Below are 25,156 nucleotides of genomic sequence, written 5' to 3'. Positions count from 1 at the left end.
GCAAGCCGTACGGCTACGGGCCGATCACACGTCGAAGTAGAGCTCGAACTCGTGCGGGTGCGGGCGCAGCTGCAGCGGGGCGATCTCGTTCGCGCGCTTGTAGTCGATCCACGTCTCGATCAGGTCGGACGTGAAGACGTCACCGGCGAGCAGGAACTCGTGGTCGCGCTCGAGCGAGTCGAGGACGGCCGGGAGCGAGGTCGGGACCTGCGGGACGCCCGCGTGCTCCTCGGGGGCCAGCTCGTAGAGGTCCTTGTCGATCGGCTCGGCCGGCTCGATCTTGTTCTTGATGCCGTCGAGACCCGCGAGGAGCAGGGCCGAGAAGGCGAGGTACGGGTTGCCGGAGGAGTCGGGCGCGCGGAACTCGACGCGCTTGGCCTTCGGGTTCGAACCCGTGATCGGGATACGCATCGCGGCGGAGCGGTTGCGCTGCGAGTACACCAGGTTGACCGGGGCCTCGAAGCCGGGGACCAGACGGTGGTACGAGTTCACCGTGGGGTTGGTGAAGGCGAGCAGCGACGGGGCGTGCTTGAGGATGCCGCCGATGTAGTAGCGGGCGGTGTCCGACAGACCCGCGTAGCCGGCCTCGTCGTAGAAGAGCGGGGAGCCGCCCGCCCACAGCGACTGGTGGACGTGCATGCCCGAGCCGTTGTCGCCGAAGATCGGCTTCGGCATGAAGGTCGCGGTCTTGCCGTTGCGCCAGGCCACGTTCTTCACGATGTACTTGAAGAGCTGGAGGTCGTCGGCGGCGGCGAGCAGCGTGTTGAACTTGTAGTTGATCTCGGCCTGGCCGGCGGTGCCCACCTCGTGGTGCTGGCGCTCGACCTGGAGGCCGGAGGCGGCCAGCTCCAGGGAGATCTCGGCACGCAGGTCGGCGAAGTGGTCGACCGGCGGGGTCGGGAAGTAGCCACCCTTGTAGCGGACCTTGTAACCGCGGTTGTCCTCGAGCGCACCGGTGTTCCAGGCGCCGGCCTCGGAGTCGATGTGGTAGAACGACTCGTTCTCCGAGGTCTTGAAGCGCACGCTGTCGAACACGTAGAACTCGGCCTCGGGACCGAAGTACGCGGTGTCGGCGATACCGGTCGACGCCAGGTACGCCTCCGCCTTCTTCGCCACGTTGCGCGGGTCACGGGAGTACTGCTCGCCCGTGATCGGGTCGTGGATGAAGAAGTTGATGTTGACCGTCTTGTCGCGGCGGAAGGGGTCCACGCGCGCGGTCGACAGGTCGGCGCGCAGGGCCATGTCGGACTCGTGGATGGCCTGGAAGCCGCGGATCGACGAACCGTCGAACGCGAGCTCCTCGTCCGGGTCGAACGCCTCGACGGGCAGCGTGAAGTGCTGCATGACGCCCGGCAGGTCGCAGAAGCGGACGTCGACGAACTTGACGTCCTCGTCCGCGATGAACTTCTTGGCCTCGTCGGCGTTCTGGAACATCCAGCTCCTCCTACTCCCGGCCGTCGAGCCGGGGTGGTAGTTCGTTCGTGCGGCCAGTGCGGTGGCACACGCTGTCCTCGACCCTAGGGACGCGTGATTTCTCGGGCGTGACCCATTTGTTTCGCACAAGTTAACCGGACTCCGTCCGAATCACCCACCTGTCCGCATCGCGAAACGGGGGAAGTACCGTGGACGCGTGGACAAGAGGGATGCAATCGGATCGTGGCTCTCGGGCCCCCGCGCGGCAGCGGAGGAAGCCGGTGTCGACTTCGGATACAGGGGCGAGCAGTTGGGCCTGCCGGAGGAGGGACCGGGCTCGATCGCCCGCCCCGGCCGGCGCGTCGGCGCACTCGTCGTGGACTGGGGTCTGTGCCTGCTGATCGCATACAGCTTGATCACCGACGGCTACACCCCCTCCACCAGCAACTGGACCCTGCTGGTCTTCCTGGTGGTGAGCCTGCTCACGGTGGGTACGCTCGGCTTCACTCCCGGCAAGCGGATCTTCGGTCTGCGCGTGGTGTCCCTGGACACCGGCACCGTCAAGCCGCTGCGCTCGGCGATCCGTACGGTCCTGCTCTGCCTCGCCCTGCCGGCCCTGATCTGGGACCGCGACGGCCGCGGTCTGCACGACCGGCTGGCCCGCACGGTCGAGGTGCGGATCTAGTGACCTGAGTCAGAGATTCGTCGGCAGTAGGCGGCGACTTTGTCGAGGATCTCGTCGGCGGTCTTCGTCCAGACGAACGGCCGCGGGTGCTCGTTCCAGTCGGCGAGCCAGGACCGGATGTCCCGCTCGAGGGCCTGGACGGAGCGGTGGACGCCTCTCTTGAGCTTCTTTTGCGTGAGCTCGGCGAACCACCGCTCCACCAGGTTCAGCCAGGACGAACTCGTCGGTGTGAAGTGCAGATGGAAGCGTGGGTGCGCCAGCAGCCACTGCTTGATGGCAGGCGTCTTGTGGGTGACGTAGTTGTCCAGGATCAGGTGCACGTCGAGGTCGGCGGGGACTTCCTTGTCGACCTTGGTCAGGAACTTCTTGAACTCGACGGCCCGGTGGCGCCGGTGGAGGGAGCCGATCACCTTGCCGGTGGCGACTTCCAGCGCGGCGAACAAGGTGGTGGTGCCGGCGCGGACATAGTCGTGGCTGCGGCGTTCGGGAACGCCGGGAACCATCGGCAGCACGGGCTGGGACCGGTCGAGGGCCTGGATCTGGGACTTCTCGTCCACGCAGAGCACCAGGGCCTTCTCCGGCGGGTCGAGATACAGGCCCACGACATCGCGGACCTTGTCGATGAACAGCGGGTCCGTGGACAGCTTGAACGTCTGCGACCGGTGCGGCGCCAGTGCGAACGCCCGCCAGATCCGCGAGATCGCCGACTGCGACATACCCGTGGCCGCCGCCATCGACCGGGTCGACCAGTGGGTGGCGTTCTTCGGCTTCTCCTCGAGTGTCCTGACGATGACCCGCTCGACGTCCGCGTCGGTGATCTTCCGCGGGACGCCGGGCCGCGGCTCGTCGGACAGGCCGTCCAGGCCCCGTTCGAGGAAACGCCGCCGCCAGGTGCGGACCGTGTCCGGCGTGACCTGCAGCCGGCGCGACACCTCCATGATCGAGTGCCCGTCGGCGCACTCCAGCACGATCCGCGAGCGCTGGGCCAGCGCCTGAGCCGTCGTGCGGCGACGCACCCAGCCCTCCAGCACAGCCCGCTGGGCATCAGTCAGTGACAGCGGCGGAATCTTCGGACCCGGACGACTCATACCAAACCAACGACGAATCTCCGACTCAGGTCACTAGGGCCTGTCGTTTGGATCGGGCCGCAGGACATCGACGGGGCTGTGCGGTGCCGGTGAGCGGGGTCTGGTGCGGGCAGCTGCAAGGCGGAGGAGGGCGTCGACGCGATGGGGGTCCCCCCCCGCTCGAGCGCAGCCGAGAGTGGGGGAGTCGGCAACCGACGACAACGCGGCAGATGCGCGTGCCAGACCCCGCGTCTGCGGCATGATCCAAACGACAGGCCCCAAGGGCCACCGGCGATACGACGACGAGGGGCGCCCGGTGATCACCGGGCGCCCCTCGTCGTAGGTCTTCTGGGCCGGGAGCCGTCAGCGGGGCCCGCCCTTCGGCAGGCGCATCCCCTTGGGCATGGGCCCCTTGGGCAGCGGCATGTTGCTCATCAGGTCGCCCATGGCGCGCAGCCGGTCGTTCGTCGCGGTGACCTGCGGGCCGGTGAGGACGCGCGGGTACTTCAGGAGGTGGGTCCGCAGCTTCTTCAGCTCGGTCTGGCCCTCGCCCGTGCCGACGATCACGTCGTGCACCGGGACGTCCGCGACGATGCGGTTCATCTTCTTCTTCTCGGCGGCCAGGAGGGACTTCACCCGGTTCGGGTTGCCCTCGGCGACCAGCACGATGCCGGCCTTGCCGACGGCGCGGTGCACCACGTCCTGGCTGCGGTTCATCGCCACCGCGGGGGTCGTCGTCCAGCCGCGGCCGATGTTGTCGAGCACGGCCGCCGCGGCGCCCGGCTGGCCCTCCATCTGCCCGAACGCGGCCCGCTCGGCCCGCCGGCCGAACACGATCGCCGTCCCGAGGAAGGCGAGCAGGAAGCCGAGGATGCCCAGGTAGACCGGGTGGCCGATCAGGAAACCGATCGCGAGAAAGACACCGAGGATGAGGATGAAGACACCCGCGAGCACCAGACCGATCGTCTTGTCGGCCTTGCGGGTCATCTTGTACGTCAGGGCGATCTGCTTCAGTCGCCCGGGGTTCGCGGCGTCCGCCGCGCTGTCACTTCTCGCCATGCCACGAAGTCTACGTGGCCCCGGAAGTGCCGACGACGGCAGTGTCCGGGAGGGGAGCGGCGGGGTGGGGAGGTGTGGGGTGGGGAGTGAAGGGGCCGGTGGGTCAGGAGGTGCGGGCGGAGGTGACCGCTTCGAGGACGCGCTGCGCCTCGACCCGGTCCTTGGCGCGGCGGCGGTCCTCCAGCACGGAGGTCCAGGCGTTGCGGCGGGCGGTGCGCTGTCCGCTGCTCAGGAGCAGCGACTCGACGGCGCGCAGGGCGGTGGTGAACGACGGGATCGCGGTGGCGCGAACGGGCGCGGCCTGCATGGGAAGGTCCCCCTCGGGCAGGTTGGGGTGGGCATCTACGAGGTGTGACACCAGCGTCACTGTTCGGTGTTACCAGGGCGTGACCGACCGGTCAAACGCCAATGAAGCCTTGATGTGGGGCGTTCGGGGGGCGTGGGACGCCGACGCGGTCCCGACCGGGGCCCTCATCTGCGAGGACGGTCGGAACCGCGCCGTTTCGGCCGTTACTGGCCAGTAGTACCTTGTGCGCGAGTTCACACGCTTGCCCGACGCCCGTACGGCGCAAGGCGGGTGGCGGCTGTCGCCCAGGTCACACGGCCTGCGAGGCGACGTAGGCGCCACGCTTCTCGACGGCCATCTGGTACAGCCGGCCCGCGCGGTACGAGGAGCGCACCAGTGGACCGGACATCACCCCGGAGAAACCGAGCTGCTCGGCCTCCTCCTTCAGCTCCACGAACTCGTGCGGCTTCACCCAGCGCTCCACGGGGTGGTGGCGCACGGACGGACGCAGGTACTGCGTGATGGTGATCAGCTCGCAGCCGGCCTCGTGGAGCTGCTTCAGCGCCTCGCTGACCTCCTCACGGGTCTCGCCCATGCCGAGGATCAGGTTGGACTTGGTGACCAGGCCGTAGTCGCGGGCCTCGGTGATCACCTTCAGCGAGCGCTCGTAGCGGAAGCCGGGGCGGATCCGCTTGAAGATCCGCGGGACCGTCTCGACGTTGTGCGCGAAGACCTCGGGGCGGGAGGCGAAGACCTCCGCCAGCAGCTCCGGCACCGCGTTGAAGTCGGGGGCGAGCAGCTCGACCTTGGTCCGGCCGGCCTCGCGGGACGCGGTCTGCTCGTGGATCTGGCGGACCGTCTCGGCGTACAGCCAGGCGCCGCCGTCCTCCAGGTCGTCGCGGGCGACGCCGGTGATGGTGGCGTAGTTCAGGTCCATGGTGACCACGGACTCGCCCACCCGGCGCGGCTCGTCACGGTCCAGCGCCTCGGGCTTGCCGGTGTCGATCTGACAGAAGTCGCAGCGCCGGGTGCACTGGTCGCCGCCGATGAGGAAGGTCGCCTCGCGGTCCTCCCAGCACTCGTAGATGTTGGGGCAGCCGGCCTCCTGGCACACCGTGTGCAGCCCCTCGCTCTTCACGAGCTTCTGCATGGCGGTGTATTCGGGACCCATTTTCGCCCGGGTCTTGATCCACTCGGGCTTGCGCTCGATGGGGGTCTGGCTGTTGCGGACCTCCAGGCGCAGCATCTTGCGTCCGTCGGGGGTGACTGCGGACACGACCGGCTCCCTGTGACTTCGATTCCTCGGCGCACACCAGGGTACGCCCGTGCTTACTGAGCCCTGCCGTCAGGCCAACCCGACGGACGGGGGGTCCATTCCCGCCGTCAGGCGGTCGCCCTCTCGATCTCCCGGGGCTTCAGCTGTGCGTTCCCCAGGACGTCCGCCAGATGGCGCTCGGCCACCGGCAGCACCTCGGCGATGGTGAGCTCGCGGCCCAGTTCGTACGACAGCGAGGTGACCCCCGCGTCACGGATCCCGCAAGGGATGATCTTGTCGAAGTTGGACGTGTCGGGATTCACGTTCAGGGCGAAGCCGTGCATGGTCACCCCCTTGGCGACCCGCACGCCCATGGCGCAGATCTTGCGGTCCTCGCGGCGCTGGCCGGCGTTGGAGGGGGCGTACTCCGGGCCGTTGAGCCGGGGGTCGAACTCGTCGTCGGTCAGCCGGGGGTCGAAGTCGAGGGCGAGTCCGCCGAGGGCGGGGCGCTGTTCCACCGGGTCGCCCAGCACCCAGACACCGGCCCGGCCCTCCACCCGGCTGGTCGCGACGCCGAACTCCGCGCAGACCCGGATCATCGCCTCCTCCAGCCGGCGCAGATGCGCCACCACGTCCACCGGGCGGGGGAGCTTCTGGATGGGGTAGCCGACCAGTTGGCCGGGGCCGTGCCAGGTGATCTTGCCGCCGCGGTCCACGTCGACGACCGGGGTGCCGTCGAGGGGGCGCTCGTTGTCGGCCGTGCGTCGGCCGGCCGTGTACACCGCCGGGTGCTCCAGAAGCAGCACGGTGTCGGGGATCTCGTCGGCGAACCGGGCCGTGTGCACCCGGCGCTGCTCGTCCCAGGCCTCCCGGTACTCCACGGCCTCGGCGCCGAAACCCCTACGGACGAACCGCAACTCACTCACGGCAAGCGCCTCCCTGGAAGGTCGTAAGGCACGAAACGCGCCCAAGTCACTGTACGTCCGCGCGTTCCGCGTCAGCCGCACGGCCAATCCTCACACGATCGGATGAATGAACGTCGAGATGTGCGACCGACTGCTTACGCTCCGCTACATTCGCGCCGTTCACGAGGCATCAGGCCTGATCACAGCTCTCAGGGCACTTCATCCGGGCATGTCAGCGGCCCGGGAGGCAGGAGACCGCACCGCAGATGACGGAACGACCCGCGCAGCGCACTCCCAACCGCCAGCTCGCCGCGCTCATCGCAGAAGCCGGGTTCTCCAACGCGGGTCTGGCCCGTCGCGTCGATCAGCTGGGCCTCGAACACGGACTGGACCTCAGATACGACAAGACCTCCGTCACCCGGTGGCTGCGCGGCCAGCAGCCCCGGGGCACCACCCCGGCCCTCATCGCCGAGGTGTTCACCCGCCGCCTCGGCCGCCGGCTCACCGCCCAGGACCTCGGCCTGGACGCCTGCGCCCCGGTGTACGCCGGGCTGGAGTTCGCCGGCACCCCCGAGGAGGCCATCGACATCGTCGGCGGCCTGTGGCGCAAGGACTCCGGCAGCCACGCCGAGCTCCGCAAGATCGCCTTCACCCCGGCGGGACTCGTCGTCCCGAGCCGCGACTGGCTGATCGGCCGGGCCGACGAGAAGGTGGCCCGCGGCGGCGAGCCGGTCCCCCGGGTACCGGCCCAGAGCCGCCCGGCACCCCGCGCGACGGGGACGAGGACAGCCGGCCCCGGCGGACCGGGTGGTCCCGGTGGACTCGGCGGGTCCGGTGGCCTGGGCGGGTCCGGTGGACTGGGCGGGCCCGGCCTGCCCCCGGTCCCGCAGATCGCCGTCCCCCGCCAGCGCGGCCAGGGCAGCGAACGCGGCCCCGGCCAGCGGGTCACCGGCGGGGACATCTCCGCCCTGCGCTCGGTCGGCGAGCTCTTCCGCACCCTCGACGACATGTACGGCGGCGGCCACGCCCGCCAGGCCCTCGTGCGCTACCTGGAGCACGAGTGCGAGCCGATGCTCCGGGGCACCTACGGCGAGCAGACCGGCCGCCGGCTCTTCGGCGCCGCAGCCGACCTCACCCGGCTGGCCGGCTGGACCTCCTTCGACATCGCCGCGCACGGTCTCGCCCAGCGCTACTTCGTCCAGTCCCTGCGCCTCGCCCAGGCGGCCGGCGACCGCGCGTACGGCTCGTACGTCCTGGTCACCATGAGCCGCCAGGCCGTCTACCTCGGGCACGGGCGCGAGGCCGTCCAGCTGGCCCGGGTCGCCCAGCAGGGCGTCGGCGGCGGCGCCCCGCCCGTCGTCCAGGCCCTGCTGCACGCGGCCGAGGCGCGCGGCCACGGCGTGCTCGGCGAGGTGCGGGCCGGCACGGCCGCGCTGGTGCGGGCCGAACGGGCCCTGGAGGCGGCCCGCCCGGGCGACGAGGTGCCGTACTGGGCGCGGTTCTTCGACGAGGGCCAGCTGGCCGACGACTTCGGACACTGCCACCGCGACCTCCAGCAGTTCCGGGCCGCCGCCCAGCACGCCGAACGCTCCCTCCAGCTGCGCCCGGCCGGCTACGCCCGCAGCCGCCTGTTCAGCCGGGTCGTCCTCGCCACCGCCCGCCTCGGCCTCGGTGAACTCGACCAGGCCTGCCAGCTGGCCGCCGAGGCGGCGATCCAGGCGGCGGAGATGAGGTCGGTCCGAGCGGTGGAGTACGTGAGGGACTTCGAACGCAGACTGGAGCCGTACCGCGACGCGGCCCCGGCGAGGACCTACCGGGACAAGGTGTCGGCGCTGGGCTGAGTCGATATGCGGCTCCCGCGTGGGCGCGACCAGCCCCCACACCCCCGCACCCGAACAACAACCTCACGCGGCCTCAGCGGCAGCTCCCCGCACAGGATCGGCCCGGTGCATGGATCCCCCCGCCCCCAGGTCGGACAGAATCGCCGCAGCCGCCCGGTGGGCGGAATGCAGCGCCCCCTGGACCGTGCTGGTGTCCCGGTGATCCCCGCACACGTACAGCCCCGCGAGGAGCCGTACCGCCCGCCGCAGATCGTGCGGCGGGCGCATCGCGGGCACGGCCTCGGCCGTGTGGTGGACGGCGAGCGTCTCCCACCGGGCGGTCGAGGTGCCGTACAGCCGCTCGAGATGCATCCGTACGGCGGTGTCGACACCGTCGGGCGGGGTGCCGAGGACGGTGGAGGAGATCAGCGCGCGGCCCTCGGGCGCCCGGGAGGGGTCGACCGCGCTGGTCACGTTCGTGTGCGCGACGGGGCCGCCGCGGTCGGCGTCCAGCAGCAGGGACGCGCCGGTCGCCGGGGGCTCGTCCGTGGTGTGGTGGACCACCGTCACCGGGTGGAACTCGGGTACCCGCAGACCGGGCAGCAGCTCGGCCGCGGTGCGCGCGTCGGTGGCCACCAGGACCGCGCGGCAGCGGAACTCCCCGTGCTCGGCGGTGGTCACCGAGGTCGTGGAGACCGAGGTGACCCGCACCCCGGTGTGCACCACACCAGGCGGCAGGGTCCGGGCGAGCAGGTCCGGCAGCACCTCGGCGCCGCCCTCCGGCACACACAGCCGGCCCGCGGCGAAGGCGCGCAGCGCGAGGTCCGCGCACCGGCTGGAGGTGGTGAGGTCCGGGTCGCACAGCAGTGCGGCGAGCAGCGGACGCAGAAACCCGTCGATCGTGCGGGCGGGCAGCCCGCGCGCGGCGAGTGCCGCGGCGGCCGGCGACTCCGGGCGGCGCAGCAGCCGTTCGGCGGAGGTGGCCGCGATCCGGGTGAGAGCCGCGCCCAGCCGGGCCTGGTCCACGGCCGTGCCCAGCGGGGCTCCGGGCCGCACCCGGGGCGGCGGGACGGCCTGTCCGGGCCCGCCCGAGCGGGTCCCGGGCAGCGACATCCCCCGCCCGCCGGGCAGCGGCACCGACCGGGAGGCGGCCGGGCGCGGCCGGGGCAGGGCGCCCGGTCGCGGGGCGCTCGCCAGGGCGCGTACGGCATGGAGTGCGCCCCGCGCGCTCCCCGCGCCCGCCTGTGCGCCGGCCCGGTGATGGCGCCCGTCGCTGTGCAGCAGGACTCCGGGGGCGAAGGGACGCAGGACGAGCGCGTCGAGCCCCGGGGTCAGGCCCAGTTCGGGGTAGGCCGTGGACAGCAGTTGTCCGATGCGGTCGAGCCGGAAGCCGTCGACCTTCTCGGTCGACATGCGGCCGCCGACCCAGGGGGCGGCCTCCAGGACTGCGGTCGTAATTCCTGCGCTGGTCAGCCGATGTGCGGCGGAGAGTCCGGCGACTCCGGCTCCCACGACGACGACGTCTGCCTGGTACGCGGGCTCAAGCACGTGCCCCTCCTCGAGGTTTGCGCGGCCGGTGGAGACGTCATGCCCCCAACCGGCGTCCGGGATGCCCGAGTTCGGATCGAGGTTAGGGCCGTGATCGGTCAGGAACAGTCGCGCATCGGCAGGGCACGGTCGCACGGCGGTCGCATACGGTCGCCGGGGGTGGGCACACCCGGTCGCACACCGCCGTACGAGGCCCCTCGCGCCGCACGCATGACGCCTCGCGCCGCGCGGGCATCGCGTCTCACGCCGCGCGTACGGCGTCCTCGATCCCCGGGAACGCGAAGGTGAACCCGGACTCCAGCAGCCGCTTCGGCACCACCCGTGCGCTGCCCAGGACGTCCCCGGCCATCTCGCCCAGCACCGAACGCAGCACCGGCGCCGGCACCGCGAACAGCGTCGGCCGCCGCAGCACCCGCCCCATCGCCTCGGTGATCTCACGGTTCGTCAGCGGCTCGGGCGCGGTCAGGTTGAACGGCCCCGACAGATCGTCACGGTCCATCAGATGCCGGATCGCCGCGACCTCGTCGTGCAGCGCGATGTACGACCAGTACTGGCGGCCGTCGCCCATCCGCCCGCCGAGGCCCGCGAGGAAGAGCGGGAACAGCTTCCCCCAGGCCCCGCCGCCGCGCGCCACGACCAGCCCGGTCCGGGTGAACACCGTCCGCACCCCGGCCTGCTCGGCGGGCGCCGCGGCGGCCTCCCACTCCACGCACAGCTCCGGCAGGAAGCCCGTACCGGCGGGCGCGTCCTCGTCCACGACCCGCTCGCCCGTCTCGCCGTAGAAGCCCATGGCGCTGCCGTTGACGAACACCCGCGGCGGTGCGTCGAGCGAGGCGACCGCCTGCGCGAGACCGGACGTGGCGTGCACCCGGCTGTCGTGGATGCGCCGCTTGTACGTGTCCGTCCACCGCCGGTCCCCGACCCCCGCGCCCGCCAGGTTGACCACGGCCGCGCACCCCGCGAGCCCCGCCGCGTCCACCTGCCCCCGCTCGGGGTCCCAGCGCACCTCGTCCGCGCTCCGGGGCGCGTGCCGCACCAGCCGGACCACCTCGTGCCCGTCGGCCGTCAGGGACCGCACCAGGGCGCTGCCGATGAGACCGGAAGCGCCGGCCACCGCGATTCGCGCACGTTCGTTCTGCATGGACTCATCCTGCCGGGCGACGGCGTAAAACCCCCGTCGGGTCCCGCCCCGCGCGGCCTAGGGTGACGCCATGTCCGACACCCCCGCGCTCCGCATCCGGCCCGCCCGCCCCACCGACGCCCCGGCGCTCGCCCGGCTCGACCGCGCCACCTGGTCGCACCTGCACTCCGTCTCGCCGCGGCCCGCGCCCGACGCCCCCTTCTTCGACGCACGCCACCTCCCCGAGGACCATCTGGTCGCCGAGCTCGAGGACCGCCTCCTCGGCTACATCCGCCTGGTCCCGCCCACCTCGCTCGGCGCCACCGCCCACGTCCGCCAGATACAGGGCCTCGCCGTCTCCGAGGAGGCCCGCGGCCGGGGCGTCGGCCGGGCCCTGCTCCGCGCGGCCGTCGAGGAGACCCGCCGCCAGGGCGCCCGCCGCATCACCCTCCGCGTCCTGGGCCACAACGCCCCCGCCCGCAAGCTCTACGAGTCCGAGGGCTTCGCGGTCGAGGGCATCCTCCCGGAGGAGATGTTCCTGGCCGGCGAGTACGTGGACGACATCCTGATGGGCCGCCGGGTGTGACTCCTTGAGGGGGACGGGGGCGCGACAAGCCACAACGGCGCCGCACCCGAACACACAATCAGCTGGTCAACTCACCGGTGTCGACGGCAGCCGTAGCCTTCGCCGCCTTCGCCGCGTCCCCGGAGACCTCCGCAGCCGTCAGCACATACCCCGTCTCGTCATCCGAGGTGGACCGCGCGAAGACCACCCCGAACACCTCACCGGAGGTGGTCAGCAGCGGCCCGCCGGAGTTGCCGGGCCGCACCGTCGAGCGGATCGAGTAGATCTCACGGGTCACGGTCGAGTCGTTGTAGATGTTCCGGCCGGTCGCCTTCACCCGGTTCGCGACCGTCGCCGCCTGCAGATTGAGGTCGCCGTCCTGCGGATAGCCCGCCACGACCGCCTCGTCGCCCCGCTCCGCCGCGTCGTCGAAGCGCAGCACGGGGGCGCGCAGCTTGGGCACGTACAGCACGGCCACGTCCTTGTCCGGGTCGAAGAGCACCACCGTCGCGTCGTACGACGCCCCCACCCCGCCCACGCGCACGCTCGGGTGGTCGATGCCGGCCACCACGTGCGCGTTGGTCATCACATGCTCGTGCGCGTACACGAACCCGCTGCCCTCGCGGCCCTGGTCGCCCGAGGAGCCCTCGATCTTCACCGTGCTCAGCTTCGCCGCGTTGGTCGCGTTCACCGTCACGCTGTCGCCGCTGGGTTTGGCGACCTCGGCCGTCGACTCGTTCTCGAACGGGTTGAAGACCTGCGGGAAGCCCGCCTGGGTGAGCGCGGAGGTGGCGTTGGAGAACCAGGCCGGGGTGGTGTCCGGCATGGCGTCCTGCACCGCGCCCAGCAGCTTGGAGTCCCGGATGGACGTCGTGACCACCGGCGAGGAGGGGGACGCGCCCAGCACGCTCGCCGCCACCCACGCCACGATCAGCACCGCCACCGCGTTCGCCGCCGCCCCGCCGATCCCGTCCGCGACCCGCAGCGGCCCCCGGTCCAGCTCGCGCCGCAGCCGCAGCGCGAGGCGCCCCGCCAGCTCGTGCCCGAACGCCGCCGGCACCAGGACCGTGAACACCGCGGCCACCGTCGCCGCGGTGGTCCCCGGCGTCACCAGCTTCATCACCCAGGGCAGCACCCATACGCCGATCACCGCGCCGCCGACGAACCCGGCCAGCGAGACACAGCCCGCCACCAGTCCGCGCCGGTAACCGGAGCCGGCGTAGGCGAGGATCACCAGCGCCAGCAGGATGTCGAGCAGGTCCACGGGGCCGCCTTTCTCTAGGACCCTTCAGTACGTGGGGGACGGGCCCAGTGATCAGCCGCACGCGTGCCGTGGCTGAACACGATCGGCCCTGCGTGCGTGCACCCCGGAGAACGCGGTGGAGGGGGACGATGGTTCCACCAGGTGGCACAGCACACATCGCGGGCGGGGCGGAACCGGCCGACAGTGGGTCCATGTGCGCCCTTCGACCGGTCCCGCGCGGGAGCCGGGGAACGCGACGAGGACGGCGCCCGGCGCGGATACCGGGGTCGCTCCTGGCGCTGCTGGGCTGCCTGCCGGGGTTCGCCGCCGTCGCCGCCCTGGTGCTGTGCACGGGCGGCGTCGACCACATCACCACGGCCCGGCCGGCCGCCCGGGCCGGCCTGCCCACCCCGGCCCGCAGCGCGGCGGCGCCGGCGCACACCGCCGCCCGGCCGCCGATCGTGCCCCGCACGGCCTGGCTCGACGCCCGCACCCGGCGCGCGCAGCCGCCGCCGCGCTACGACGACAAGGTGGTCGCCGTCTTCGTCCACCACACCGACTCGCCCAACGGCTACGACTGCGCCGACGCGCCCCGCATCATCCGCTACCTGTACACGGGCCAGACCGGCGCCCGGGACTGGGACGACATCGGCTACAACTTCCTCGTCGACCGCTGCGGGACCGTCTACGAGGGCCGCGCGGGCGGAGTCGACCGCCCCGTCACCGGCGCCCACACCCAGGGCTTCAACCACCGCACCGCCGGGATCGCCGCCCTCGGCACGTTCACCGCCGGAGTGCCCGTCCCGCAGCCGATGGTGGACGCGATCGCCGCCCTGACCGCCTGGAAGCTCGGCCTCGCCGACATCGACCCGCGCAGCATGGTCCGCCTCACCTCCAGCAACGGCCTCAGCCGGTACGCCGCCGGCAGCACCGCCACCCTGCCCGCCCTGGCCGGCCACAACGACGGCTACATGACGAGCTGCCCCGGCGCCGCCCTCACCGCCCGCCTCCCCGAGATCCGCGCCACGGCGGCCCGCCTCCAGGGCCGGGCACCCGCCACAGCGCCCTCCGGGACGCTCACAGGAACGCCTTAGGCAGGATTCAGGGTTCTCCCATCCCCGCCGCCTACGGTCATGGACAACACAAGAAAGACCGACCGGAGGCGGGGACGATGAACAGCAGTCACACGAGCGAGCACACCACCGTCGGCTGGACCCGGGCGGCCCGCGGCCCCTGGACCGTGCTGTGCGCCGTCGCCGCGGTCGTCCTGGGCCCGGCCGCCGTCACCGCGTCCGCCCTCGAACAGGCCAACAAGGCCCCGCTGCACCACGCGGTGCGCGCCGACCAGACGCAGGCGTACATCCCGACGGACAGCACCCGCCGCAGGGTCGCGGTCTGACGCCGGCCGCCCAGGAACAGGCGCTCACTCCTTGAAGCGCCCCCACAGCCGGGGAAAGCGCTCGGCGAGCGCCCCCTCGTTCTCGAAGTCGACGGGCGTGCCCTCGGGTTCGGACGGCGCGGGTTCGATGCCGAGGTCCGGGGCGACGGTCCCGGTGAGCTGCTCGTAGGCCTCGTCGGCCGCGTACCCGAGCTCCTCCCCGTCCCCGTCGATCTCCTCGTCGAACTCGCCCAGCAGCTCCGCCAGCGCGTCCGGATCGTGCACCGCGCCCTCGAAGGTCTCCCGGCCCTGCCCGATCAGCCAGCACCGGAAGAAGTCGAAGGCGTCGTCGCTCGCCCCGTCGAGCAGCACCCACGCGGCGCCCCACAGGTCCCAGGTGTAGGCGCGGTTGTAGCGGGACTCGAAGTGCCGGGCGAAGTCGAGCACGGACTCCGGGTCCAGCCGGATCAGCCGCTCGACGAGCAGGTCGGCCTGCTCCTCGGGGTCGCCCTGCGCGGCCGTACGGGAGACGTCCACCAGCTCCCAGAACTCCAACTCGTCCATCACGGGTCCAAGCATCGTGCCTGCGGGGGTGCGGCGCACCCGGAGTGCCGGGGATTGTCACGCACGTCCGTACAACTCCGCCAGCCGTCCCGCGTCCTCGGTGAACCGCCGCCGCAGCGACTCGGGGGAGACCACCTCCACCTCGGCGCCCAGCGAGGTGAGCTGGCCGTGCGCCACGTTCTCCGACTCCACCCGCAGCGTCACCGTCACCCGGCCCCGCGCGTCGGGCTCCCCGGCCGCGGCCAGCGCGTCCCGGGCGGCCACCGGATCCACGGCGTGCGGCAGCGCGCGCACCCCGGCCTCCGACAGCCGTACGACGACCTCGGCGCGCAGGATCGAGCGCGCGAACCGCTCCGCCTGCTCGCCCCAGAACCCCGGCAGATCGAAGTCCTCGTCCCGGGTGAAACGATCCTTCAGATCCTCGATCCCGACGAACCGGTCGATCCGGTACGTCCGGAAGGCCCCGCATCCGGAGCCGCCCACCCGCGCGCACAGGTACCAGACCCCCGCCTTCAGCACGAGCCCGTACGGCTCCAGATCCCGCTCGACCTCGCTCTCCCCGCGGCGGTAGCGCGCCCGCACCCGCCGGTCGTCCCACACCGCGTCCGCCACCACCGCCAGCGCCCCGGGCGTCTCCGGCTCCCGGAACCACGCGGGCGCGTCCAGATGGAACCGCTGCGCCGCCGCCTTGGGGGCGTCCCGCAGCGAGGGCAGCAGCGCCGCGGACACCTTCAGCCGGGCCGCCGACGCGGCGTCCTCCAGACCCATCTCCCTGAGCGCCCCCGGCACCCCGCTCAGGAACAGCGCCTCCGCCTCACTGCGGGCCAGCCCGGTCAGCCCCGTCCGGTACCCGCCGACCAGCCGGTACCCCCCGGCCCGCCCCCGCTCCGCGTACACCGGCACACCCGCCTCCGACAGCGCCTGCGCGTCCCGGGTGACGGTCCGCTCGGACACCTCCAGCTCCCGCGCCAGCTCGGCGCCGGTCATGGCGGGGCGGGACTGGAGGAGCAGCACCATCTTGATGAGCCGGGCAGCGCGCATACGGTCATGATGCCGGGGCCCACCGACAAGAAAGGGGTGTACGGCAGTCGCCGTACACCCCTTCCCCGAACCGTGACCTACCGGCCGGCCTACAGGCCGTAGCGCTCGCGCGCCTCCTTCACCGCGGTGGCCTTGACCTCGCCGCGCCGGGCCAGCTGGGCCAGCGCCGCGACGACCACCGACTCGGCGTCCACGCCGAAGTGACGGCGGGCCCCCTCACGGGTGTCGGAGAGGCCGAAGCCGTCCGCGCCGAGCGAGGACCAGTCCTGCTCGACCCACTGCGCGATCTGGTCCGGGACCTGGCGCATGTAGTCGGAGACGGCGAGCACCGGGCCCTCGGCGCCGTGCAGCGCCTGCCGGACGTACGGGATGCGCTCCTCGCCGCGCAGCAGCGCCGCGTCGGCCTCCAGCGCGTCCCGGCGCAGCTCGGACCAGGAGGTCGCGGACCACACGTCGGCGGCCACACCCCACTCCTCGGCGAGCAGCTTCTGCGCCCGCAGCGCCCAGTGGATCGCCGTACCGGAGCCCAGCAGCTGGATGCGCGGGGCGTTGGCCGCCGGGGACAGGCCCGCCGACTCCGCCGTGTTGAAGCGGTACAGGCCCTTGACGACGCCCTCGTCGATACCGAGGCCGGCGGGCTTCGCGGGCTGCGGCAGCGGCTCGTTGTAGACCGTCAGGTAGTAGAAGACATTCGGGTCCTCACCGGGGGCGGCCTCGCCGTACATCCGGCGCAGACCGTCCTTGACGATCACGGCGATCTCGTACGCGAAGGCCGGGTCGTACGTCAGCGCGGCCGGGTTGGTCGCGGCGATGACCGGGGAGTGGCCGTCGGCGTGCTGCAGACCCTCGCCCGTCAGCGTCGTACGGCCCGCGGTGGCGCCGACGAGGAAGCCGCGGCCGAGCTGGTCGCCGAGCTGCCACATCTGGTCGGCCGTGCGCTGCCAGCCGAACATCGAGTAGAAGATGTAGAACGGGATCATCGCTTCGCCGTGCGTGGAGTACGCGGTGGACGCGGCGATGAAATCGGCCATCGAACCGGCCTCGGTGATCCCCTCGTTGAGGATCTGGCCGTTCGTGGCCTCCTTGTAGTACATCAGCTGGTCGCGGTCGACCGGCTCGTACGTCTGGCCCTTGGGGGAGTAGATGCCCAGGGAGGGGAACAGGCTCTCCATGCCGAAGGTGCGCGCCTCGTCGGGGACGATCGGCACCCAGCGCTTGCCCGTCTCCTTGTCGCGGACCAGGTCCTTGATCAGACGGACGAAGGCCATGGTGGTGGCCACGTTCTGGGAGCCGGAGCCCTTGTCGAAGGAGGCGAACGCCTTCTCCGCCGGGGCGGGCAGCGGGGCCAGCGGGTGGACGCGGCGGGCCGGGGCCGGGCCGCCGAGGGCCGCGCGGCGCTCCTGGAGGTAGCGGACCTCGGGGGAGTCGGCGCCCGGGTGGCCGTAGGGCACCACGCCGTCGGTGAAGTCGCTGTCCTTGATGGGCAGTTCGAGCAGGTCGCGCATCGCCTTGAACTCGTCCACCGTCAGCTTCTTCATCTGGTGGTTGGCGTTCTTCGACGCGAAGCCCTCGCCGAGGGTGTGGCCCTTGACCGTCTGGGCCAGGATCACGGTCGGCGCGCCCTTGAACTCGACGGCGGCCTTGTAGGCGGCGTAGACCTTGCGCGCCTCGTGGCCACCGCGCGAGAGGTGGAAGCACTCGAGGATCTTGTCGTCGGACAGCAGCTTCGCCATCTCGACGAGCGCCGGGTCCTTGCCGAAGAAGTCCTGGCGGATGTAGGCGGCGTCGCGGGTCTGGTACGTCTGCACCTGGGCGTCCGGCACCTCGCGCAGCCGTCGTACGAGCGCGCCGGTGGTGTCGAGCTGGAACAGCTCGTCCCACGCCGTGCCCCACAGCGTCTTGATCACGTTCCAGCCGGCGCCGCGGAACTGGGCCTCCAGCTCCTGCACGATCTTGAAGTTGGCGCGGACCGGGCCGTCGAGGCGCTGCAGGTTGCAGTTGATGACGAAGGTCAGGTTGTCCAGACCCTCGCGGGAGGCGAGCGCGAGCGCCGCCGTCGACTCGGGCTCGTCCATCTCGCCGTCGCCGAGGAAGGCCCAGACGTGGGACGCGGAGATGTCCTTGATGCCGCGGTTGGTCAGGTACCGGTTGAACCGGGCCTGGTAGATCGCCGACAGCGGGCCGAGGCCCATGGAGACGGTCGGGAACTCCCACAGCCAGGGCAGCCGGCGCGGGTGCGGGTACGACGGCAGACCGTTGCCGCCGGACTCGCGGCGGAAGTTGTCCAGGTGGGACTCGGTCAGCCGGCCGTCGAGGAAGGCGCGGGCGTAGATGCCGGGGGAGGCGTGGCCCTGGATGTAGAGCTGGTCGCCGGACCCGTCGGCCTCCTTGCCCTTGAAGAAGTGGTTGAAGCCGGTCTCGTACAGCCAGGCCGCGGAGGCGAAGGTGGCGATGTGGCCGCCGACGCCGTATTTGGAGCCGCGGCTCACCATGGCGGCCGCGTTCCAGCGGTTCCACGCGGTGATCTTCCGCTCCATCTCCTCGTCACCGGGCGCGGACGGCTCGGCGGCGGTGGGGATGGTGTTGACGTAGTCGGTCTCGAGGAGCTTCGGCAGCGCGATGCCGTTGCCCTCCGCCCGCTCCAGCGTGCGGCGCATCAGGTACGCGGCACGGTGCGGGCCGGCCGCCTTGGCGACCGCGTCCAGCGAGGCCTGCCATTCGGCGGTCTCCTCCGGGTCACGGTCCGGGAGCTGGTCGAGCTCGCTGGGCTGGATGGCGTTGGGGTCGGTCATGTCGCCGCCTTCCTCAGTCGAAGGGGGTTCCCTCATCGGTAAGGGTTCGGGGGTGCCCTTGGTCTTTGGCAGGACAGGGCTGAGGACTCCGGTGGGAGTCCGTCGGCGACTCTAACTCCCTGATCGATGATCGATCAAAGGGTTGAAGGGAAAAACTTCTCGATTACGAGAAAGTCGGCACGGGGTGTCTTTCGGGCAGGCACCCGGTGCCGCTCATATCGGGTGTTCTCGCAGGTCGGGGCAGACGTATGAGCATGTGTACGCTCCACTGAACCAGGCCCTAGGCGCGCGGCGCACAGCCGAGGACATGCGCCTTCACCAGGTCCGCGATCCTCGGATCCCGCCGCCGGAACGCCTGGACCAGCTCCTCGTGCTCCTCCGCGTACGACTGCTGCACCGTGCCCAGCCAGCGGATGGACAGCGCGGTGAACACCTCGATGCCCAGGCCCTCCCAGGTGTGCAGCAGCACGGAGTTGCCGGCGGCCCGGACCAGCTCGCGGTGGAAACCGACGGTGTGCCGGACCTGGGCGGTGCCGTCGGCGTTGCGGTCGGCGTCGTAGAGGGCGGCGACATGCGGCTCCAGGGCCGAGCAGTCCTCGGCCAGCCGCTGGGCCGCCAGCTCGGCGGCGATGGCCTCCAGACCGGCCCGCACCGGGTAGCTCTCCTCCAGGTCGGCCGCGGTCAGGTTGCGCACCCGGACGCCCTTGTTCGGCGCGGACTCGATCAGCCGCAGGCTCTCCAGCTCGCGCAGCGCCTCGCGCACCGGGGTCTGGCTGACCTCCAGCTCGGTGGCGATCCGCCGCTCCACGATCCGCTCGCCCGGCTTCCAGCGCCCGCTGACGATCCCCTCCACGATGTGCTCGCGGATCTGTTCGCGCAGCGAGTGGACGACGGGCGCGGTCATGAGTGCTCCTTAAGGAGGGGCCGCCCTTGGGCCCCGGGGCGTTCGACGTTTAGACAATACGGCTGGTTCGTGTCGTGGGTCAGGCGGGCGGCGGTGCTTTTACGCAGGTGAGACATGGCTTACATGGGGTCTGTGGCGCAATCCGGGGGTGCGGGTGGTGTCGTCCGGCGGGTGCGGGTTGTGGGTGGCTTGTCGTGCCCACGCGGCGGAGCCGCATATCGACACAGCCCCGCGCCCCTGGGAAGTCGGAGCTGCCGTACGCCACAAAGCGGCGCCCCGCCCGGGTGAGCCCGGGCGGGGCGCCGTACCGCGTGATCAGGTGACTCAGAGGCCGAGCTCGACCTCGAACTCGCCCGCCTCCAGGATCGCCTTGACCGCGGTCAGGTAACGGGCCGCGTCGGCGCCGTCGACCAGGCGGTGGTCGTAGGACAGGGTCAGGTACGTCATGTCGCGGACGCCGATGACCGTGCCCTCCTCCGTCTCGATGACGGCCGGGCGCTTCACCGTGGCACCGATGCCGAGGATCGCGACCTGGCCCGGCGGCACGATGATCGTGTCGAAGAGCGCACCGCGCGAACCGGTGTTGGAGATGGTGAAGGTCGCGCCGGACAGCTCGTCCGGGGTGATCTTGTTGCCGCGGACCTTGCCGGCCAGGTCGGCCGTGGCCTTGGCGATACCCGCGATGTTGAGGTCACCGGCACCCTTGATGACCGGGGTCATCAGGCCCTTCTCCGAGTCCACGGCGATGCCGACGTTCTCGGAGTCGAAGTAGGTGATCGTGCCCTCGGCCTCGTTGATCTTGGCGTTGATGACCGGGTGGGCCTTCAGCGCCTGGGCCGCCGCCTTCACGAAGAACGGCATCGGGGAGAGCTTGACGCCCTCACGCGCGGCGAAGGAGTCCTTCGCCTGCGTCCGCAGCCGCATCAGACGAGTGACGTCGACCTCGACGACCGAGGACAGCTGCGCCTGCTCGTGCAGCGCCTTGACCATGTTGTCGCCGATGACCTTGCGGATGCGGGGCATCTTCACGGTCTGGCCGCGCAGGGGGGAGACCTCCAGCGCCGGGGCCTTCTTCGCGGCGGCTGCCGGGGCGACCGCGGCCGGAGCCGGGGCAGCAGCCGCGGCCTTCGCGGCCTCGGCGGCGGCGATGACGTCCTGCTTGCGGATACGACCGCCGACGCCGGTGCCCTTGACGGAGCCCAGGTCGACGCCGTTCTCGGCGGCGAGCTTGCGCACCAGCGGGGTGACGTAGGCACCCTCGTCGGTGGGCTGGGCGGCGGCGGGCACGGGAGCCACGGGCGCCGGGGCGACCGGGGCCGGAGCCACCGGCGCGGGGGCCGGGGCCGGAGCCACCGGCGCGGGGGCCGGGGCCGGAGCCGGAGCCGCGGGCTGGACCGGGGCCGGAGCGGCGGCGGCCGGGGCGGCCGGAGCAGCCGGGGCCGGAGCCGGGGCGGCGGGAGCGACCGGAGCCGGGGCAGCGGCGGCGGGCGCCGGGGCCGGGGCGGCCGGAGCCGCGCCCGGGGCGCCGATGACGGCGAGCTTGGCGCCGACCTCGGCGGTCTCGTCCTCACCGACGACGATCTCCAGCAGGACACCGGCGACCGGCGCCGGGATCTCGGTGTCGACCTTGTCCGTGGAGACCTCGAGCAGGGGCTCGTCCTCCGCGACCTCCTCGCCGACCTCCTTCAGCCAGCGGGTGACGGTGCCCTCGGTGACGGACTCGCCGAGCGCGGGCAGGACGACGTCCGTGCCGGTGGCGCCGCCGGCGGGAGCCGGGGCGGCGGGCGCCTCGGCGGCCGGGGCGGGGGCGGCCGGGGCCTCGGCCACGGGGGCCGGGGCGGCGGGCGCCGGAGCCGCGGCGGGCTCGGCGGCCGGGGCCGGGGTGGCGGCCGGGGCGCCGGTGCCGTCGTCGATGATCGCCAGCTCGGCGCCCACCTCGACGGTCTCGTCCTCGGCGACCTTGATGGACGCCAGGATGCCCGCGGCGGGCGCGGGGATCTCGGTGTCGACCTTGTCGGTGGAGACCTCGAGCAGCGGCTCGTCGGCCTCTACGCGCTCACCCTCGGCCTTCAGCCAGCGGGTGACAGTGCCCTCGGTGACGCTCTCGCCGAGCGCCGGAAGGGTTACGGAAACCGCCATGGTTTCGGTTGCTCCTTACGAGTTGCGGAAGTCTGTGTCGTCGCTTCGTCGACCGAGGGGTCAGTCGTGCGAGTGCAGCGGCTTGCCCGCCAGGGCCAGGTGGGCCTCGCCGAGCGCCTCGCTCTGCGTCGGGTGGGCGTGGATGAGCTGGGCGACCTCGGCCGGCAGGGCCTCCCAGTTGTAGATCAGCTGGGCCTCGCCGACCTGCTCGCCCATGCGGTCGCCGACCATGTGGACGCCGACCACGGCACCGTCCTTGACCTGGACGAGCTTGATCTCGCCCGAGGTGTTCAGGATCTTGCTCTTGCCGTTGCCCGCCAGGTTGTACTTCAGAGCGACGACCTTGTCCGCGCCGTAGATCTCCTTGGCCTTGGCCTCGGTGATGCCGACGGAGGCGACCTCGGGGTGGCAGTAGGTCACCCGCGGGACACCGTCGTAGTCGATCGGGACGGTCTTCAGGCCGGCCAGACGCTCCGCCACCAGGATGCCCTCGGCGAAGCCGACGTGCGCGAGCTGGAGGGTCGGGACCAGGTCGCCGACGGCGGAGATGGTGGGGACGTTCGTCCGCATGTACTCGTCGACGAGGACATAGCCGCGGTCCGTCGCGACGCCCTGCTCCTCGTAACCGAGACCGGCGGAGACCGGGCCGCGGCCGACCGCGACCAGCAGGACCTCGGCCTCGAACTCCTTGCCGTCGGCCAGGGTGACCTTGACGCCGTCGGCGGTGTACTCGGCCTTCGAGAAGAAGGTGCCGAGGTTGAACTTGATGCCGCGCTTGCGGAAGGCGCGCTCGAGCAGCTTGGAGCTGTTCTCGTCCTCGACCGGGACGAGGTGCTTCAGACCCTCGATGACGGTGACGTCCGCGCCGAAGGACTTCCACGCCGAGGCGAACTCGACGCCGATGACACCGCCGCCGAGGATGATCGCGGACTTCGGTACGCGGTCCAGGACGAGGGCGTGGTCGGAGGAGATGATCCGGTTGCCGTCGATCTCCAGGCCGGGCAGCGACTTCGGCACGGAGCCGGTGGCCAGCAGGACGTGGCGCCCCTGGATCCGCTGTCCGTTGACGTCGACGGAGGTGGGGGAGGACAGCCGGCCCTCACCCTCGATGTAGGTCACCTTGCGGGAGGCGACCAGCCCCTGGAGACCCTTGTACAGGCCGGAGATGACACCGTCCTTGTACTTGTGGACCCCGGCGATGTCGATGCCCTCGAAGGTGGCCTTGACGCCGAACTGCGCGCTCTCGCGGGCCTGGTCGGCGATCTCGCCCGCGTGCAGCAGGGCCTTGGTGGGGATGCAACCCCGGTGCAGGCAGGTGCCGCCGACCTTGTCCTTCTCGATCAGGGCGACGTCCAGGCCCAGCTGCGCCCCGCGCAGGGCCGCGGCGTAACCGCCACTACCACCGCCGAGGATCACTAGGTCGAAAACGGTGCTGGCGTCGTTCGCCACGTCACGTCCTCCATGCATGTGCGCCGTGCGCCGGTCGTCGCTGACCGCCGGCGGCTGGTGTCCGGCCGCTCTTTCTCCGGCCCTGTGGTGGGGGCCCTGTCCTGCCGACGCCCATCCTCGCACTTGTCGGAGGCCAACGAGACACGGGGCACCTATGTGAGACGCCCCACGTATCGCAACCAGGGGCGCGGGGCTGTGTCGATCTGCGGCTCCGCCGCGCGGGCGCGACCGGCTGGGCAGCCTGGTGATGGACGTGACCGGTCCCACCCAGGGGCGCGGGGAACTGCGCGACAAGCCACACACGGCCCGCACTCGCCACACGGACGGTCGGACCCGAGTGATCAGGCGCACAGTCCCCCAGCCCGGAGAACTAGCCCAGCTCACCCGCCGCGGTCAGTTCGGCGAGGCGCACCAGCGTCCGCACGGCGGTCCCGGTGCCCCCCTTCGGCGTGTACCCGAAGGGCCCGCCCTCGTTGAACGCGGGCCCGGCGATGTCCAGGTGCGCCCAGGTGATCCCCTCGCCCACGAACTCGCGCAGGAACAGACCGGCCACCAGCCCGCCGCCCATCCGCTCGCCCATGTTCGCGATGTCGGCGGTGGGGGAGTCCATGCCCTTGCGCAGGTGCTCCGGCAGCGGCATCGGCCAGGCCGGCTCGCCGACCTCCTCGGCGGCCTCGTACACCGCCGTGCGGAACGCGTCGTCGTTGGCCATGACCCCGAACGTCCGGCTGCCCAGCGCCAGCATCATCGCCCCGGTCAGCGTCGCCACGTCGACGATCGCGTCCGGCTTCTCCTGGGACGCCGCCCACAGCGCGTCCGCGAGGACCAGCCGGCCCTCCGCGTCGGTGTTCAGCACCTCCACGGTCTTGCCGCTGAACATGCGCAGCACGTCACCCGGGCGGGTGGCGGTGCCCGACGGCATGTTCTCGGCCAGGGCGAGCCAGCCGGTGACGTTGACCTCGAGGCCGAGCCGCGCGGCGGCGACCACGGCGGCGAAGACCGCCGCCGCCCCGCTCATGTCGCACTTCATCGTCTCGTTGTGACCGGCCGGCTTCAGCGAGATGCCGCCCGAGTCGTAGGTGATGCCCTTGCCGACGAAGGCGAGGTGCTTGTCCGCCTTGGCGGAGGTGTACGACAGCTTGACCAGGCGCGGAGCGGCCGCGGAGCCGCCGCCGACGCCCAGGATGCCGCCGTAGCCGCCCTTGGCGAGGGCCTTCTCGTCGAGCACCTGGACCTTGATGCCGTGCTCCTTGGCCGCGGTCTGGGCCAGGGTGGCGAACGCCGCGGGGTCGAGGTCGTTCGGCGGCATGTTGATCAGGTCGCGGGCCCGGTTGAGCTCCTCGCCGACGGCGGTGGCACGGGCGAGCGCGGCCTTGTGGGCGGCGTCGCGCGGCTTCCCGCCGAGCAGGGCGGCCTCGGCGAGCGGCGCCTTGGCGTTCTTCGCCTTGGCGTCGGCGCCGTTCTGCTTGTAGACGTCGAAGGAGTACGCGCCCAGCACCACGCCCTCGGCGACCGCGCCGACGTCGCCGGCGTCCGTGAGGGGCAGGGCGAAGGCGGCCTTCTTGGAGCCGGTGAGGGCGCGGGCGGCCACGCCGGCCGCCCTGCGGAGCGCCTCCGCGTCGTAGGCGGCGTCCTTCTCGGGCTCCGCGCCCAGCCCCACCGCGAGCACGAGCGGCGCCTTGAAGCCGGCCGGGGCGGGCAGCTTCGTCACCTCGCCCTCGGCGCCGGTGGCGCCGAGGGTTTCCAGGACGCCCGCGAGGCGGCCGTCGTAGGCCTGGTCGACGGGCTCGGAGCCCGGGGCAACGATCGGGCCCTTTACGCCCTTGGCGACACCGATCACGATCGCGTCGGCCCGGAGGCCGGGCGCCGCGGCGGTGCTGAGAGTGAGAGCAGTCACGGTGGTGAAATCTCGCTTCCGATGTG

The 25,156-nt window shown here is 71.9% G+C and carries 21 protein-coding genes; 5 read left to right on the top strand and 16 right to left on the bottom strand.

Annotated features, from left to right (window positions below):
* Window positions 1-24: 24 nt before the first annotated feature.
* Window positions 25-1,434, bottom strand: a complete 1,410-nt coding sequence (gene glnA / locus ABZ464_RS01515) for a type I glutamate--ammonia ligase (RefSeq protein ID WP_359269256.1) — start codon at window positions 1,432-1,434, stop codon at window positions 25-27.
* A gap of 196 nt (window positions 1,435-1,630) precedes the next feature.
* On the opposite strand from glnA, the gene ABZ464_RS01510 reads away from it, so the two are divergent.
* Window positions 1,631-2,098, top strand: a complete 468-nt coding sequence (locus tag ABZ464_RS01510; RefSeq protein WP_359269253.1) for an RDD family protein — start codon at window positions 1,631-1,633, stop codon at window positions 2,096-2,098.
* Here ABZ464_RS01510 and ABZ464_RS01505 read toward each other — a convergent pair.
* The 5 genes from ABZ464_RS01505 to lipB form a co-directional block, all read right to left on the bottom strand.
* The gene (locus ABZ464_RS01505; protein WP_359269251.1) at window positions 2,095-3,186 is read right to left on the bottom strand and encodes an IS630 family transposase; all 1,092 of its coding nucleotides are present in this window, start codon (window positions 3,184-3,186) and stop codon (window positions 2,095-2,097) included. The two genes, ABZ464_RS01510 and ABZ464_RS01505, sit on opposite strands and share 4 nt — an antisense overlap.
* A 342-nt stretch (window positions 3,187-3,528) precedes the next feature.
* Window positions 3,529-4,224, bottom strand: coding sequence for a DUF4191 domain-containing protein (locus ABZ464_RS01500; RefSeq protein ID WP_359269249.1), 696 nt, complete (start codon window positions 4,222-4,224; stop codon window positions 3,529-3,531).
* Between the two features lie 103 nt (window positions 4,225-4,327).
* The gene (locus tag ABZ464_RS01495) at window positions 4,328-4,531 is read right to left on the bottom strand and encodes a hypothetical protein (protein ID WP_067245807.1); all 204 of its coding nucleotides are present in this window, start codon (window positions 4,529-4,531) and stop codon (window positions 4,328-4,330) included.
* Window positions 4,532-4,820: 289 nt separating this feature from the next.
* Window positions 4,821-5,786, bottom strand: a complete 966-nt coding sequence (lipA, locus tag ABZ464_RS01490) for a lipoyl synthase (RefSeq protein WP_359269246.1) — start codon at window positions 5,784-5,786, stop codon at window positions 4,821-4,823.
* A gap of 107 nt (window positions 5,787-5,893) precedes the next feature.
* On the bottom strand, window positions 5,894-6,736 hold the full coding sequence (gene lipB / locus ABZ464_RS01485; protein WP_359269243.1) for a lipoyl(octanoyl) transferase LipB: 843 nt from the start codon (window positions 6,734-6,736) through the stop codon (window positions 5,894-5,896).
* Between the two features lie 200 nt (window positions 6,737-6,936).
* Here lipB and ABZ464_RS01480 point away from each other — a divergent pair, with 200 nt between their 5' ends.
* A complete protein-coding gene (locus ABZ464_RS01480; protein ID WP_359269240.1) occupies window positions 6,937-8,511 on the top strand; it encodes a regulator in 1,575 nt (524 codons plus the stop codon).
* A 63-nt stretch (window positions 8,512-8,574) separates the two neighbouring features.
* On the opposite strand, the gene ABZ464_RS01475 is transcribed toward ABZ464_RS01480, so the two are convergent.
* On the bottom strand, window positions 8,575-10,038 hold the full coding sequence (locus tag ABZ464_RS01475; RefSeq protein WP_359269237.1) for an NAD(P)/FAD-dependent oxidoreductase: 1,464 nt from the start codon (window positions 10,036-10,038) through the stop codon (window positions 8,575-8,577).
* A 241-nt stretch (window positions 10,039-10,279) separates the two neighbouring features.
* Window positions 10,280-11,179 carry a TIGR01777 family oxidoreductase gene (locus tag ABZ464_RS01470; protein WP_359269234.1) on the bottom strand — a complete coding sequence of 300 codons (900 nt, stop codon included), beginning with the start codon at window positions 11,177-11,179 and terminating at the stop codon, window positions 10,280-10,282.
* 70 nt (window positions 11,180-11,249) lie between these two features.
* Here ABZ464_RS01470 and ABZ464_RS01465 point away from each other — a divergent pair, with 70 nt between their 5' ends.
* Window positions 11,250-11,744 carry a GNAT family N-acetyltransferase gene (locus ABZ464_RS01465; RefSeq protein WP_359269231.1) on the top strand — a complete coding sequence of 165 codons (495 nt, stop codon included), beginning with the start codon at window positions 11,250-11,252 and terminating at the stop codon, window positions 11,742-11,744.
* Between the two features lie 58 nt (window positions 11,745-11,802).
* Here the strand turns inward: ABZ464_RS01465 and ABZ464_RS01460 are convergent, their stop codons facing one another.
* Entirely contained in the window at window positions 11,803-12,987 is a 1,185-nt protein-coding gene (locus tag ABZ464_RS01460) for a MarP family serine protease (protein WP_359269229.1), read from the bottom strand.
* A gap of 191 nt (window positions 12,988-13,178) precedes the next feature.
* On the opposite strand from ABZ464_RS01460, the gene ABZ464_RS01455 reads away from it, so the two are divergent.
* Both ABZ464_RS01455 and ABZ464_RS01450 read left to right on the top strand, forming a co-directional pair.
* Window positions 13,179-14,060, top strand: a complete 882-nt coding sequence (locus ABZ464_RS01455; RefSeq protein WP_359269227.1) for a peptidoglycan recognition protein — start codon at window positions 13,179-13,181, stop codon at window positions 14,058-14,060.
* A gap of 77 nt (window positions 14,061-14,137) precedes the next feature.
* Window positions 14,138-14,365: a hypothetical protein gene (locus tag ABZ464_RS01450; protein ID WP_359269225.1), complete on the top strand. Its 228-nt coding sequence runs from the start codon at window positions 14,138-14,140 to the stop codon at window positions 14,363-14,365.
* 24 nt (window positions 14,366-14,389) lie between these two features.
* Here the strand turns inward: ABZ464_RS01450 and ABZ464_RS01445 are convergent, their stop codons facing one another.
* The 7 genes from ABZ464_RS01445 to ABZ464_RS01415 all read right to left on the bottom strand — a co-directional run bounded on the left by ABZ464_RS01445 (window position 14,390) and on the right by ABZ464_RS01415 (window position 25,130).
* Window positions 14,390-14,911 (bottom strand): DUF4240 domain-containing protein, encoded by a 522-nt coding sequence (locus ABZ464_RS01445; protein WP_359269223.1) that lies wholly within the window; start codon window positions 14,909-14,911, stop codon window positions 14,390-14,392.
* Between the two features lie 54 nt (window positions 14,912-14,965).
* The gene (locus ABZ464_RS01440; RefSeq protein WP_359269221.1) at window positions 14,966-15,949 is read right to left on the bottom strand and encodes a WYL domain-containing protein; all 984 of its coding nucleotides are present in this window, start codon (window positions 15,947-15,949) and stop codon (window positions 14,966-14,968) included.
* A gap of 89 nt (window positions 15,950-16,038) precedes the next feature.
* A complete protein-coding gene (gene aceE / locus ABZ464_RS01435; protein WP_359269219.1) occupies window positions 16,039-18,741 on the bottom strand; it encodes a pyruvate dehydrogenase (acetyl-transferring), homodimeric type in 2,703 nt (900 codons plus the stop codon).
* Between the two features lie 280 nt (window positions 18,742-19,021).
* A complete protein-coding gene (locus ABZ464_RS01430) occupies window positions 19,022-19,645 on the bottom strand; it encodes a GntR family transcriptional regulator (RefSeq protein ID WP_359269217.1) in 624 nt (207 codons plus the stop codon).
* A gap of 324 nt (window positions 19,646-19,969) precedes the next feature.
* Window positions 19,970-21,784: a 2-oxoglutarate dehydrogenase, E2 component, dihydrolipoamide succinyltransferase gene (gene sucB, locus ABZ464_RS01425; RefSeq protein ID WP_359269215.1), complete on the bottom strand. Its 1,815-nt coding sequence runs from the start codon at window positions 21,782-21,784 to the stop codon at window positions 19,970-19,972.
* 60 nt (window positions 21,785-21,844) lie between these two features.
* A complete protein-coding gene (lpdA, locus tag ABZ464_RS01420; protein WP_359269213.1) occupies window positions 21,845-23,233 on the bottom strand; it encodes a dihydrolipoyl dehydrogenase in 1,389 nt (462 codons plus the stop codon).
* A 370-nt stretch (window positions 23,234-23,603) separates the two neighbouring features.
* Window positions 23,604-25,130 carry a leucyl aminopeptidase gene (locus ABZ464_RS01415; protein WP_359269212.1) on the bottom strand — a complete coding sequence of 509 codons (1,527 nt, stop codon included), beginning with the start codon at window positions 25,128-25,130 and terminating at the stop codon, window positions 23,604-23,606.
* Window positions 25,131-25,156: the final 26 nt, after the last annotated feature.

Origin of the sequence: Streptomyces sp. NPDC005820, assembly GCF_040630255.1 — a bacterium.
GTDB lineage: Bacteria > Actinomycetota > Actinomycetes > Streptomycetales > Streptomycetaceae > Streptomyces.
Note: the sequence above shows the minus strand (reverse complement) of the source record. Positions and strands in the feature narration are given on the sequence as shown.

Coding starts and splice junctions, on each gene's coding strand:
- ABZ464_RS01455 (WP_359269227.1), top strand. CDS start 13,179: ATGTGCGCCCTTCGACCGGTCCCGCGCGGGAGCCGGGGAACGCGACGA.
- aceE (WP_359269219.1), bottom strand. CDS start 18,741: ATGACCGACCCCAACGCCATCCAGCCCAGCGAGCTCGACCAGCTCCCG.
- ABZ464_RS01480 (WP_359269240.1), top strand. CDS start 6,937: ATGACGGAACGACCCGCGCAGCGCACTCCCAACCGCCAGCTCGCCGCG.
- ABZ464_RS01505 (WP_359269251.1), bottom strand. CDS start 3,186: ATGAGTCGTCCGGGTCCGAAGATTCCGCCGCTGTCACTGACTGATGCC.
- sucB (WP_359269215.1), bottom strand. CDS start 21,784: ATGGCGGTTTCCGTAACCCTTCCGGCGCTCGGCGAGAGCGTCACCGAG.
- ABZ464_RS01495 (WP_067245807.1), bottom strand. CDS start 4,531: ATGCAGGCCGCGCCCGTTCGCGCCACCGCGATCCCGTCGTTCACCACC.
- ABZ464_RS01470 (WP_359269234.1), bottom strand. CDS start 11,179: ATGCAGAACGAACGTGCGCGAATCGCGGTGGCCGGCGCTTCCGGTCTC.
- ABZ464_RS01440 (WP_359269221.1), bottom strand. CDS start 15,949: ATGCGCGCTGCCCGGCTCATCAAGATGGTGCTGCTCCTCCAGTCCCGC.
- ABZ464_RS01450 (WP_359269225.1), top strand. CDS start 14,138: ATGAACAGCAGTCACACGAGCGAGCACACCACCGTCGGCTGGACCCGG.
- glnA (WP_359269256.1), bottom strand. CDS start 1,434: ATGTTCCAGAACGCCGACGAGGCCAAGAAGTTCATCGCGGACGAGGAC.
- ABZ464_RS01500 (WP_359269249.1), bottom strand. CDS start 4,224: ATGGCGAGAAGTGACAGCGCGGCGGACGCCGCGAACCCCGGGCGACTG.
- ABZ464_RS01430 (WP_359269217.1), bottom strand. CDS start 19,645: ATGACCGCGCCCGTCGTCCACTCGCTGCGCGAACAGATCCGCGAGCAC.
- ABZ464_RS01465 (WP_359269231.1), top strand. CDS start 11,250: ATGTCCGACACCCCCGCGCTCCGCATCCGGCCCGCCCGCCCCACCGAC.